10 protein-coding genes are annotated in these 14,020 nt (G+C 27.9%); 1 reads left to right on the forward strand and 9 read right to left on the reverse strand.

Annotated features, from left to right (window positions below; translation table 11 throughout):
• Positions 1-93: 93 nt before the first annotated feature.
• The 6 genes from ACTG47_RS15105 to ACTG47_RS15130 form a co-directional block, all read right to left on the reverse strand.
• On the reverse strand, positions 94-1,149 hold the full coding sequence (locus tag ACTG47_RS15105; protein WP_169464954.1) for a cell wall-binding repeat-containing protein: 1,056 nt from the start codon (positions 1,147-1,149) through the stop codon (positions 94-96).
• 96 nt (positions 1,150-1,245) lie between these two features.
• A complete protein-coding gene (locus tag ACTG47_RS15110; RefSeq protein ID WP_021385677.1) occupies positions 1,246-1,932 on the reverse strand; it encodes a sugar transferase in 687 nt (228 codons plus the stop codon).
• Positions 1,933-2,151: 219 nt separating this feature from the next.
• Positions 2,152-4,176, reverse strand: a complete 2,025-nt coding sequence (locus ACTG47_RS15115) for an N-acetylmuramoyl-L-alanine amidase (protein WP_479925158.1) — start codon at positions 4,174-4,176, stop codon at positions 2,152-2,154.
• A gap of 249 nt (positions 4,177-4,425) precedes the next feature.
• A complete protein-coding gene (locus ACTG47_RS15120; protein ID WP_479925159.1) occupies positions 4,426-5,577 on the reverse strand; it encodes an acyltransferase family protein in 1,152 nt (383 codons plus the stop codon).
• Positions 5,578-5,686: 109 nt separating this feature from the next.
• A complete protein-coding gene (locus ACTG47_RS15125) occupies positions 5,687-7,264 on the reverse strand; it encodes a cell wall-binding repeat-containing protein (protein ID WP_479925160.1) in 1,578 nt (525 codons plus the stop codon).
• Positions 7,265-7,472: 208 nt separating this feature from the next.
• The gene (locus ACTG47_RS15130; RefSeq protein WP_243193956.1) at positions 7,473-9,884 is read right to left on the reverse strand and encodes a cell wall-binding cysteine protease Cwp84; all 2,412 of its coding nucleotides are present in this window, start codon (positions 9,882-9,884) and stop codon (positions 7,473-7,475) included.
• A gap of 227 nt (positions 9,885-10,111) precedes the next feature.
• Between ACTG47_RS15130 and ACTG47_RS15135 the strand changes: the two genes are divergently transcribed.
• On the forward strand, positions 10,112-10,513 hold the full coding sequence (locus ACTG47_RS15135) for a GtrA family protein (protein WP_243193957.1): 402 nt from the start codon (positions 10,112-10,114) through the stop codon (positions 10,511-10,513).
• Positions 10,514-10,575: 62 nt separating this feature from the next.
• Here ACTG47_RS15135 and ACTG47_RS15140 read toward each other — a convergent pair whose 3' ends face one another.
• From ACTG47_RS15140 to ACTG47_RS15150, 3 genes are all read right to left on the reverse strand, one after another.
• Entirely contained in the window at positions 10,576-11,283 is a 708-nt protein-coding gene (locus ACTG47_RS15140) for a PIG-L family deacetylase (protein ID WP_243193958.1), read from the reverse strand.
• Positions 11,284-11,475: 192 nt separating this feature from the next.
• Positions 11,476-12,870, reverse strand: coding sequence for an undecaprenyl-phosphate glucose phosphotransferase (locus ACTG47_RS15145; RefSeq protein ID WP_479925161.1), 1,395 nt, complete (start codon positions 12,868-12,870; stop codon positions 11,476-11,478).
• 170 nt (positions 12,871-13,040) lie between these two features.
• Positions 13,041-14,000: a glycosyltransferase family 2 protein gene (locus tag ACTG47_RS15150; RefSeq protein ID WP_479925162.1), complete on the reverse strand. Its 960-nt coding sequence runs from the start codon at positions 13,998-14,000 to the stop codon at positions 13,041-13,043.
• Positions 14,001-14,020 lie beyond the last annotated feature (20 nt).

Here is a 14,020-nt window from a genome sequence, read left to right on the forward strand (position 1 = left end):
TAAACTCTAAAAGTAGAACTTTTAAAACTGCTTATAAACATTATACTGATTAAATAAATCTAACCTATCAAAAGCTTCCTTATAAATTAAAGACTATATTGAATCATATCTAAGTGCCCTAAATGTAATCAATAACAATAATAGTATTAATATTATACAAGATAAGGATGTTAGATTAAATATACTCTTTAATAGACTATAATCCCCTACTGCATATCCAACTTCAACTACCTCATTTATATTATTACTTTTCAAGAATTTATCTTGTGTACTACTTAAGTTATCACTACAAATCAGTATTGGCATATTTTCTTTAGCTGATACTACTCCCAAAGAAATATATTCATTTACATCAGACCTACTACCAAAGTCCAAACTAGCAGTATATATTTTCTTTATATCTTTTTCATTATAAAACTTCTTTATTAAATCTATATTCGTACTTGACTTATTTATTTGCTTTATACCTTCTATATTCTTTAAGCTAGAATCAACTTCTGCAATAAACTCTTTTGAATCACCTAGTGCATATATTGTTTCAAGGTCTTTACCTTTTAGGAAATCAATTTGTTCTTCAAAACCTTCATCTTTAGCCCATATTATTGGCATTCCATTTTTAGCGGCATAAGAATATACAGATATGGCATTCTCTAATCCTACAGTTGAGCTAAGTAAAAATGCTTTATCAAATCCTACAGTTCTATACATTTCTCTAGCTATCTTTAAGGATGTATCATATCTGTCTTTTCCCCTTATTCTTTCAACTTTCATTCCCATTCTTTCTATAGTACGCTCGGCGTCTTTAGATACTGCCTTCAAACCACCTATTATTGTAACTTTCTCTGTACCTAGTTCTTTTAGATAATTTCTTGTTACTCTTCCAAGATTTTTACTCTTAGTTACAACTATTGGGGCATTTTTTACATAGGCTAAAGGTGTTGCACTTATACTATCTACAATTGAATCTTCATTTACAAGAATTACTTCCTTAGAACTCTTAAATACTCTTTTATTTAACTCTGTAGAAATCTCTGGTATACTTCCTTCTATTAACTCTTCCTTAGGATTTGCATCTGCAAATACTCCTATCGTACTAGAAATAGAGATTAATAAAACTAACGATAATATAGTAGAAATTTTTTTAATCATAAGTTCTCATTCCTTTTCTTTTTTTGTATTTTTTGACAATAAAAAAGCCCTTTTTTAAAGAGCTTTTTCATTGATTAGTAATCTAATATTTTAAAATTATCTAGCTCCATCTCCTGTCAATACTACTTTAACAGTTTTAAAGAGTATCTTAAAGTCAAGTAATATACTCCTATTTTTTATATAGTAAATATCTTCTTTAAGTTTTTCTTCAGGAGTGATTTCGTATCCACCATTTACTTGTGCCCAACCCGTAAGTCCAGGTTTTATAGCAAGCCTGTTGATAAATCCAGGTATTTCCTCATTAAATTGAACAGTAAAGTTTGGTCTCTCTGGTCTAGGGCCTATTAAGCCCATGTCCCCCTTTAATATATTAAACAGCTGTGGAATCTCATCAATTCTAGTTTTCCTAATAAACTTTCCAACCTTAGTTATTCTAGGATCATCTTTTTCAGCCCATTGTGCGCCAAATTTTTCTGCGTCTGTTCTCATAGATCTTAATTTATATATATAGAATCTTCTCCCGCATTTTCCTAGTCTTTCTTGCTTATAAGTTATTGGTCCTTTGTCCTCTATTTTAATAAGAATTCCAAATATTGCTATTAAAGGTAAACCTATCACAAGTCCTATTATAGATAAAACTAAGTCCATAATTCTTTGGTACAAGTCAAATAAAACTGTTCCTTTTACTATGCTATAGTCAATCTCGCTTGCAATTTCTTTATCTGCCCCTGGATAGCTTTTAACTTTAGGTATTTCACATTCATCATTAGTATATCCAGACATAGTTACCTCCATATTGGAATAAAAATTTTTTTAATTCTTAATTTCAACTTATTTCTATCTTATTTTTGACTTATTTCTATATTATACTCAATAATGAGCAGATTATCAATACAATAAACGTCATTGTAAACAATTTGATTCTTTACAAAAATATATCATCCCTTGCTATATTTTACATTATAACAGGAGATGATATATTTTGCTTTAATATTTTTTGTTTTATTTTACAGATTCTTCAATTCCTATTCCAATTTGAGTTCCCATTGTTTTTACTTTTTCAGCAGTATTTAACTTATCCATATCACTCTTATTGTCTATAAATGCACATTCGACAAGTATTGCTGGATAATTATTAGTTCTTAAAACATATAGGTAATCATTTCCATTTGCAAGTGTCTTTGTTTTTATTCCTCTGTTTTTCATGTCAAATTTTTCTAATATTCTTTTTAATATATTTGATGCAGCAGTCTTAGTTTTTCCACCATTCTTATCTTTTACTTTATAATAGATTTCTACACCATTACCTGCTCCATTAGATGCATTGTAATGTATACTTGTAAATAAATCTGGTTTTATAGTATTTGATAATGCTGTTCTTTCTCCTAAAGCCATTGTTTTATCTGTATCTCTAGTCATAATAACATTTACACCTTTTGAACGTAAATATTCAGTAGTTGCTAATGCTGTATTAAGAGTATATTTCTTTTCTTGTGAACCACCATTTAATCCACTTGTTGCTCCTGAATCAGAACCCCCATGACCTGGGTCTATCACTACAGTTTTTCCTGCAGCATCTCCTGGATTTTCTGGTTCTGTAGGTGAATTATGTTTTGATAAACTAGATGCTATAGAGCTTATAACACTATCTTTCATTCCATCACCAATTTGATATACTGTTCCTGCTGTTTTTTCTGATAAATTTGTAGTGTGATATGCAGAAACATAAGTTTTTGGAGTTATAAGTATTGGAGCTTTTAATTTAGCAGCTAAAGGTCCTGCTGTTATTGAGTCAACTATTATGTCAGATTTTGCAACTAACATTGCACTTAACTCTTGGTCTGGATAGAAAGTCTTAATTACATTTGCATTTGTTTCATGTCTATCTGCACCAGAAACTCTATTTTTTGAAGCTCCATTTTTTGCTATTTTAGATATTTGGTCTATAAGTTTTGATGACAAACTTTGACTACCACCGATGTAATAAGCTTCCTCTAATCCTTGTGAAGATAACCAATCATATGTACCTTGAGGTACAGAATCTTTATTAGATAATATTATAGGTTGTTGGTCTTCACCTGCTTTTGGTGAAATGTTAAGAGCATCATATTCACCAGCATAACCATTTGCTATGTATATTTTATTAACATCGTGATACTTATCTATTTCTTTTGCTATAAGTAAAGATGTTTCGTGTCTATCAACACCACCAATACGAGTTACATTCACATCTACAGCAGATTTGATTTGAGATACTGCCTTTTGTGAAACTGAACCATCATCACCAATGATTATTACATCACTTGGATTTAGACGTTTTAATTCTGCCTTTGTACTTTCTGGTATATCATCTTTATTTGCAAGTAATATTGGGGCATCATAAGTAGAAGCAAGTGGAGTAGCTGTTATCCCATCTGCTGCCAATTCTCCATTAACTATTACAACCTTCTTAGCTCCATCTTTCCAACCTTGTTTACTTATCTCAACAGCAGTTTCAAATCTAGTGGCTCCTGCAAGTTTTTTTACTGGTGCAGAAGTTTTTCTCATATATTCATTTACTGCTTTTGTTGAATTTGCGTCATTTATTATAAACTCTTGTGTAACATCATAATCTTTAAGATTTAATCCCATAGACTCTAAGTCTTCTTTGTTTAAAACTTTTTGTTCATCTTTACCATTTACTTTTATGCTTTGAAGTTCCCATACATTTAAGTATTCTGGGTCTTTATTATAATTTATTACACCTTCATATGTATCTGTCTTTTCATTGTAATTTAAAGTAGCTTCAAGTGGCATATCATAACACATAAAATTTAATGTTATCGAATCAGCATTTAATTTTTCTTTAAATTTCACACTTGCATTCGATTTACTTCCTAACACTACACTTTTTCTTTGTAAATTTATATTAATATCTGAATTAGATTCTGTATTTGCAGTAGTATTTTCCGCTGCTAAAGCCACGTTTGGTGCCACCATTGCTATAGACAACATTCCTGTTGCTAATAATTTTGTACTCTTTTTCATTATATCCCCCCTAGATTTTTAAACCTTTAAATCTTTTTTAAATTCGTCTTGAACTTGTTTTATATTACATAAATTCAATATTATGTAAATCTTTTTTCATTATAGCACAAAAGATTACAAATTGTAATCTTTTTGTAATCTTTTATGGCACGATTTTTAAATTTTATCTAGAGGAAACTTGTATTATATCCGATACTTTCTGTATATTTAAACAAAAACAAAGGAGTTCTTGTCTAAAAAAACATCACACTAAATTTTTATAAATATTTTTTTCTTATACATAATGGACATTACTATAACCCAGAATAAGACATACAATAAAGAAAATACTAGAGAATCCCAAGTTGTACCTGCCCAAGGTGTTATAAGTTCATATGTAACCCACTCTACCAAAGTAGTTGGATAATCGACTTTATCTGTAAGTTTTGGAAGATTCCAAAAAACATGGCTTAATATCTCAAGACACATATATGTAAAAATAGGGCTACTACCAAGTGCTATTATTGGTGTGAATATTTTACTCTTATTTTTGATATCGCATATAAAATAAAATATTGCCAGTAATATACCATAACTTCCAGCCATTAACAGTACAAATGAGCTAGACCATAATCTTTTATTAAATGGAAAATATTGATTAAAGATAAAAGCACATATTAGTAAAATAATACTCATAACTAATATTTTAAAGAATTTTTTGTATTCTCCTATATTTTCTTTTAAAAGTACACATCCCATAGTACAACCCAACATACCTGAAGAAATTGCTACTATACTAGTTAGGAATCCATCTGGTTCAAACTCTGGTTTGTATAAATGACCTTTAAAAAAATGGAAATCCACCAATTGTGCAAGAGAACCTTCTAACTCGAATCCATATGGTTTTGCAACTACATAATAACCTATTATTATAAATGCAGATATACATAAGAATATAATTATTGTCATAGTACTTCCTACGTTTAATTTTTTTAGTAGTAAGTATACTAAACTAGTTACAAAATAAACTAGTCCCATACGTTGAAGTACTCCAAGTATTCTCACAGTACTTAAGTCTTGATTTCCTAGGTAATTTAAGAAAAATCCAAATAATATAAGTAAAATACTTCTCTTAAATATACTAAGTATTATACTTAATGTAGACTTATTGTTTTTTAGTTTACTATTTATTGATATTGGAATTGTAACCCCTAAAGATATAACAAAAAAAGGAAATGCAAAATCTGCAAGTGTTACACCATGCCATATAGCATGTCTTAGTTGAGGATACATTCTCATCCAAGTTCCAGGATTATTACAAACTATCATGAGGGCTATTGATAGCCCTCTTATTATATCTATTGATTTAACTCTGTTTTTCATAATTTTTGTATCTAATTTACCTTCAAATCCACTTTCCATATTACCTCCCCCAAGATTTAACTGTATCTTTAGCTTTATCTATGAATTTATCTAACTATATATCTTCAGATATAGGTCTAAAATATAGCTTTCTTAAATATACATCTTTTTAATTAAGAAATTTCTTTAGAAATCCAAGTTTATCTAATATATCTTGTATCTTATTAATTTTCTGGCTTATAGAATCTATAGTTTTTTCTATTGAATCAACCTTAGCTTCTAAATCCTCAACCTGATTTACTTTTTTATCTATAGTTCCATGATTAGTGATGTCACTATTAGATGAGTTATCTATAAGCTTTCCTATATAACCATCATTAATTAATTTTGTATCATTAGCAGATGCCAATATCATCATTGTTTCTATATCTGAATTTCTAGTATTTTCTATAACTCTACCATTTTTGTCACGAACTGACAATATAGTTATTGTATCATGATTGTTAAATCCACCTTCTCCAATATTTCTAACTATAACATTTACTAAAGTAGCATAGTTATTTACTTCACCATTAGGCATATCTACTGTAATAGTTTTTGAGCAATCGCCTTTTATGTTAATAGTTATTGGCTTATTTGTTACCATTCTAAAAGCCTCATTTACAGTGTCCTCTTTTGGATTAAAATTTATAATATCATTAGGACTTGCAATATTTATCATATCAGTTAATTCTTCAACAGTTTTTGCCTCAAAAACAGTCTTATCTTGTATACTCTTAATCTCATCAAAAGCTTCTTCATTTCCATTTCCACCAACTTGTGTTACAGTACTTAATTTTTTCGTACTAAGTACATCTCTCTGCTTTGTGTTTAGTTTATCTCCAACTAAAACAACTGGTGACTCATTTCTGGCTGCTAATACTCCAACTGCTAATGAATCTATAAGCTGATTTTCATTTTTACTTCCATCCTTAGTAACATATAGATTACTTAAACTTGTATCAGTATAAAATTTTTCTACTACTTTGGCATTAGTTTCATTTCTATCTTTTCCACTCAATCTTTCTGCATTAGGAAGACTCTTTTCTACTGCTCTTGAGACAGAATTTGTACCTCCTATTACATATGCCTTTATAACTTTTTCATCTTTTATAAATTTTTCAAATGGTTCTACTCCATCTTTGGAACTAGATAATATTATAGGCATGTTGTTTTGAGCAGATGGTGCTCCAACACTAACAGCATCACTTAGACCTTTTTCTCCATTTACTACAGCCACTTCTTTAACATCTTTTATGTCTTTCAATTTATTAGCCAAAATCAATGAAGTTTCATATCTATCATTACCACTAATTCTTTCTACATTGAATCCTTCACTTTTCAATTGATTTTCTATATCTTTACTTAAAACAACAGTACCACCTATCAAATAAATGTCTTTAGCTCCTAGACGTTTTATCTCTGCTTTAGTTCTATCATCCAATTTATTATTTTCTGTTAAAAGTATTGGTGCTCCTTTAACTTTTGCAAATGGTGTAGCTGAAAGAGCATCTACTAATGACTTATCATTAACCAGTACTACATTAGTGCTAGAATTATATGCCTTTTGACTTATCTTTACAGCAGTTTCATATCTTCCATTACCTATTATTTTTTCCTCTGTAAGTGCATATGATGAAGTTATAGAAATGCTACTTAAAGTAAGCGCTATTGTCAATGTTGTTAAAATAGTTTTTGGTGCTTTCATTATTATTACCCCCTTATTTTGTTTAAAATCTTACTATATTTATATTATAAAATATCTTTACACTATTTTACAGTTTAAATTTATTACATTTTCATAAATAAAAGCCTTGACCATATTTAGGTCAAGGCTTTCTAATGTTTCATATTTATAAAGTTCTATTAAATATTTTTTAATAATAAAATATATAGTTTTGCTATTTTTCTATTTACTATTTTCCTAAAAGACTATTTAATTCATTAAAAGCACTTTCATTTCCATTTCCACCAACTCTAATAGGAGTTTCTATTTTTTTAGATTTAAGAACATTATTTTGACTTTCATCTAATTTATTTCCAACTAGAACTACTGGTGAATCAGTTTTAGCACCTAATGCTCCTACTGCTAGTCCATCTATTAAGTCACCTTGACTTTTTGAACCATCTTTAACAACAAAAGCATATTTTAAATCTGAATTAGTATAGAATTTGTCTATTATCTTAGCATTAGTTTCATTTCTATTATTTCCTGCAAGTCTTGTTGGATTTGAAAGCTTACTTTCTAAGTTTGATGATAAAGTAGCTGTACCACCAATTATATAAGATTTAGTTATTTTTGGTGAATTTAAAAACTCATCAGCACCTTGTAGCTCACTCTTTTCATTAGTAAGTATTATTGGCATATTGTTATCAGCTGCTGCTGCACCAACACTTATTGCATCTGCAAGTCCATTGACACCATTTGCCACTGCAACTTGTGAAACAGATTTTATACTGTTTAGTTTTTCAGCTAAAGATATACTAGTCTTGTATCTATCACTACCTGAAATTCTTTCTACTGATATACCCATATTGCTAAGTTGAGTTTGTACATTCTTACTTAAAGAATTCTCTCCACCTATTAGATAAACCTTTTTAGTTCCTAATCTTTGTAATTCTGATTTAGTTTTTGAGTCTAAGTTATCTTTTCCTGTTAAAAGGATTGGAGAATCAATTGCTGCTGTAAATGGTGTAGCTGTTAAAGCATCTACTATTGCATTTCCATTTACTAATACTGCATTTTGTGAAGAAGTCCACCCTTTTTGACTAACTTTAACTGCTGTTTCATATCTGTCTGCTCCAGTTAAAGATTCTCCTGAAGTAGCCTGTCCAGAAGATGTTTTTGTTATAGCTTTTATAACAAAGTTGCAAGGAGAAAATTCACTGTATGTATTTATATCTTCAAATTTATTGTTTTGAAGTATGTAACTTTCACCTAAGTTTGCTTTAGCTTCATATAGATAGTATCCATCTATGTTAGTTTCATATGCTAAAGTTGATTTTTCTCTATTAGGATTTGCTGTGTTATCTATAACTACTACTATTGCACCTTTACCTTTTGGAAGGTTATAAGAGTTAGTAGGTACATTTATGTATCCAGAGTATGATACTGTTCCATTTGCAAGTTTTGTCATTGAGTTATTTTGAGGAACTCCATTTACTACTGGTGCATAATATACTTCGTATTTTGCTCCTACAGAGTCTGTTTCAAACATAACTGAGTCAAGTTTTTCATAATCTCTGCTGAAATCAAATACATTTGCTGCAGTTATTTTATTTGACATTATCTTGCTAAGACCAGCATATTCAAGTTGGTACATTTTTTTATCACTGTCTGGTTTTGATACTGATTTCATTGCATAGTTATCTGTATCTGTTAAAATAGTTTTGTCTTCATAAGAAATCCAGAAGAATCCTTTCATAGAGTTGAATTCTCCCCAGCTACTTTTTACTAGCCAGGCTCCATTTGATTCTGGTTTAACATCAGAAGCAAAGTTATCTTTTGAATAATTATCATCCCACCCTACTATAGCTACAGCATGATTTAAAGGTGCTCTCTTATTTGTACAATTATATGCTGTTTCATCTTTATTAAAATATGTTGAATAATGTGCATATCCTGATGTAACAGAACCATATTGCATTATAGCATTTTTTACAGTTTCTTTATCTTTACCAAGACGAATAACATCTGTTACATTAAATTGAGTTGGTGCAGTATCCATATTTGAAGGTCTAGTTGCACCTTGTTCTTCAGATTTAAGATTATATGGTATATCTTTTTCTAATTTAGGTCCTGCCCATGCAGTCAAATATCCTATAGCTGTTACATTTGAGCTACCTGACATATCATCTAAATTCCATCCATATGTTCCACCAGTTGACCACCATCTAAAGTGTTCTTCTGAAAGGTCATAAGTTCCATAACCTTTTAACTTTAAGTATGATTCTAAAGTTGACATACTAGAAAATGCCCAGCATGTATTAAGATTTCCTTGATTTTTTGCTGGTGTAGTCAATCCTAAATTTATTGGATTGTACGATGCACTCGCTTTGTATGATGATGGAAGAGTGCTTCTTCCCTTATTTTGAAGTATTGTACCTTCCATTTCATGCGGAACTGGTATTACTCCATTATATTTTGCTGTGTCTCCGTTTTTGACATCTTCTAGATATTGAAGATACACTTCAGAGTATTCTGCAGTTTCTACTCCATCTAGTGTTTTATTGTTTTCTGCTGATACAGGTACTGTTGACACTATTAAAAAGCAAACTGTCAACAATGCCAGTAGCTTTGACAATTTTTTTGATTTGTACTTTCTCATATTTACCCCCTTGTATGTATTTAATTTTTATTATATCAGATTTCTAAATTTAGGTCATATTTTATTTTGATAAAATATGGATTATAAGTGCATATTAATTGTAGTATTTTATCATATTATTTTTATAATACTTTAAAATATATTGATTTATTAATGAATATGTTATACTAAAATATGTTAGTTATATTTAAGAATAATTACATTTAATCAGTTTAGGAGGATTCCATTTGATTTTAAAAAAGCATAAGGAAACAATATTATATTTATTTTTTGGAGCATTTACTACTATTGTAAATATAATTTCATATTTATTTTTTACTAGAGTTATTTCATTTAATTTTATAACTGCGAATGCTTTTGCTTGGATACTTGCTGTTCTATTTGCCTATGTTACTAACAAGTTTTTTGTATTTGAAAGTAAAATAATCAAACTAAGATTTTTATTTAAGGAGTTTCTGTCTTTTGTTAGTTTTAGGCTACTTTCAGGTATTGTAGAAATGCTTACTATGTATATAATGATTGACTTACTTTTTGTAAATGATATCATTGTAAAAATATTTACTAATATATTTGTTATAATTTTAAATTATCTATTTAGTAAGATGATAATTTTTAAGAATCTTAAATAAAAAATAGCCTACTATTTAAGTAGGCTTAGCCAAATATTTAAATAATATAAATATATTAAATTTTAAGGTGTATGTACGTATTGAATCTTATTTTCTTTTAATTCATCAAAGTGTGATTTTACAGAATGATATCCTATAGCATACTGTCCATTTTCTGGATTCCATTTTTTATAAGCATTCATAGCATTCAATAGTTTATTTTCCTGGCTATTTAAAACTTTCCATACTTCTACATTTGGATTAACTTTCGTGAAATCATTATAATCATATGGTTCTACATAAAATCTTAAATCATTTATTTTTCCTTCTTCATATAACTCTAATGCAGCTTCACCTAAAGCCCTATGGTCTTCATGTATTCCACTAGCTTTATATGGAGTAACTGTTTTTACTCTTGCATTTGGATATTTATCCAAATATTTCAATATTATCTCTTTTGCTTTTTCTTTACTCAATTCTCCATCATGAGCTCTATTTTCTTCTATGTGTATATTACTTTCTTTAACTCCCATTTCCTTACAACTATCTTTAAACTCTTCATCTCTGTATTTTGAGAATTCTTCTTCTGGCAGAGAATATTTATGTATGTCTTTTATATGATATGAGCATGTTCCTCCATCATCTAATACCTTTCTTATTATGGATTTACTACCATCTGTACACAGTATTACATGTGTGTCACTTTTTTCAACATGTTCAATTATTGCATTTCCCATGCTTAAAGTTTCATCATCTTGATGTGGTGAAAAAAATAAAGTTGCTTCTACCAATCTTATATCCTCCTTTTTTAAGAAATATTATATTTTCATAAGACTATTACTATTATGATTATAAATTAATTTCCTTTATTTGTTTACTCTGTATAATTATTTTAAGTTTTATTCATTTTATTTTTTTTTATTTTTATAATTCATGTATCTTTATCATTACTTAAAATTTCTATCCTATTAAATTATGTTAAATTAATATCCATTTTCATTTATGAAACCTTTAATCAATGTTAAAAATATTATTTTTATATCAAAAAAGAATGTCCAATTTTCTATATAGTACAAATCATATTCTATTCGTTTTTCTATTGATGTATCGCCTCTGTATCCATTTACTTGTGCCCATCCTGTTATCCCAGGTCTTACTTGATGTTTAATCATATATTTAGGTATTTCATCTTTGAATCTATTCACAAAAAATGGTCTTTCTGGTCTTGGACCTACAATTGACATATCTCCCCTTAAAACATTAAAGAGTTGAGGTAACTCATCTATACTTGTTTTTCTCATTATAGAACCCCATTTTGTTTTCCTTTGATCATTTTTTGTTGTCCACTTTGTTTTTTCTTCCTCTTTACTTTGTACTTTCATTGATCTAAATTTATACATGTTAAAGTCTTTCCTATTTAAACCTACCCTAACTTGTTTATATATAACTGGACCTTGAGATGTCATCTTTATTATAATTATTGATAACAACATTATTGGAGATGCAATTACTATTGCAAATATAGAAAATATTATATCAAATATTCTTTTACATATATTGTTAACACAATTATCTAGAGGTACACGTCTTATATCTATTATTGTAATTCCATCCAAATCATCCATATATGGTTTTGCTGGCAAATAATCATAATAATATGGAATTATATTTGTTTTTACCCCAGCTTTTTCGCATTGTTTTATTATTTCCTCTAATTTATAAAAATCTTTTGAACTAACTGTTATAAATACTATATCCACATATCTCTCTTGCAATACCTTCTCTATATCATCAAATTTACCTAAAATCGAAATTCCTTCAAATTTATCTTTTTTGTCAAGTTCTTCATCTAGACAACCTAATACATTATATCCCCATTGCCTATTTATCTCTATCTTTTCTATTAGTTTACTTGCTATTTCTGTAGCTCCTACTACTAAGCAATGCTTTTTATTAAAGCCTTTAACCCTGTATCTTCTCAATATGTTTCTTATTAAAACTCTACTCAAACTTGTTAACAAAATATTGTACATTAGAAATAATATAAGAACTACTCTTGAATAATTTATTAATTTTATTATAAATAAAATTAATACCAAAACTAATGCTCCTATTATGTTAGATTTTATAATTTCTTTTATTTCTTTATATAATCTACTTGTTCGTTTTGTACTATACAAATCTAATAAATTATATAATATAAAGTACATTAACATAGAACAAATAGTTGTCATAATATATCCTTTTACACCTATTGAGTTTGTACCTTTTAATAAATAAAATTTTGTATAATACGCTAGAGTAAAGGATAATACAATAATAAACATATCAATTAATATTTGTATCTTATTTAATATCTTTTGATTCTCTTTTATCATGGAAAACACCTTTTTCTAAAATTTTTAATAAATAATCTTGTAAAAGATTTCTAAAAAATAATATTTACCAATTTTAGTTTGATATCCCTCATTTTCTAGTAAATTATTAAACCATTGATAATGATTTTAGTTTTAAATCTTAAATACTAAATATTATTATATAATATTATTTACTTAATAATCTGGTTTATAAAGTATTTAAATATATTAATTATCATTAAAAACTCTATTTTTATATAATTATATAAATTACTCCAACAAAACTTTATCTTTACCATCTTATCTAAAGATTTTATTCCTTCTTTAAATCCTTTTTTATAACTATTCCCATATCCTTTAGTTATAAAAAATATGTATTTTATTAAAAAACCAGTTAAGAGAAATGGAATATTTATTAATATCTGTAAAAATGGCATATTTTTATAGATTAAATATACATTATTTCTAACTGATAGCCTCACCTTAAAATCATTATATCTACTACCAGTAGTACCACTTCCAATATGATAAACTATAGCATCTGAACAATATATATTTGTATATCCATAAATTCTAGCTCTATAGGAAATATCTATATCCTCCATATATGCGAAAAATTTTTCATCAAAATATCCAATTTCATCAAGTATACTTCTTCGGTATATAGCTGCTCCTGCACATGAACTAAATACAATTTTATTCTTATTAAATTTTTTTATACTTTTGCCATCTCCACGCTTTAAAGTCCATCCAATTAGATTATATTCATCACCTGCATCATCTATAATTTCTCGTTCATAGTATCTTATCATTTTTGAAGATGCCGAAAAAATATTTTCATTTGACTCTATAGTTTTTATTAAATTCTCTATCCAGTCTTTTTTTACTTCTGTATCATTATTTAGAAGAATAACATATTCTGAGTTTGATAATTTTATTCCTTCATTTACAGCTACACTAAATCCATAATTTTTATCTAGTTTTTTATATAATATATTTTTATGTTCTTTGAGCCACTCATATGAATCATCTTCAGAATTATTGTCTATTACTATAATCCTAAAGTCATTATATGTTTGAGACAAAACCGAATCTATACAATTCTTTAAATAGCAAGATGCATTGTAATTTGGTATTACTATATCTATCATAATTATTCTCCATATATAGA

The sequence above is a fragment of the Clostridioides sp. LIBA-6622 genome, from assembly GCF_056716095.1.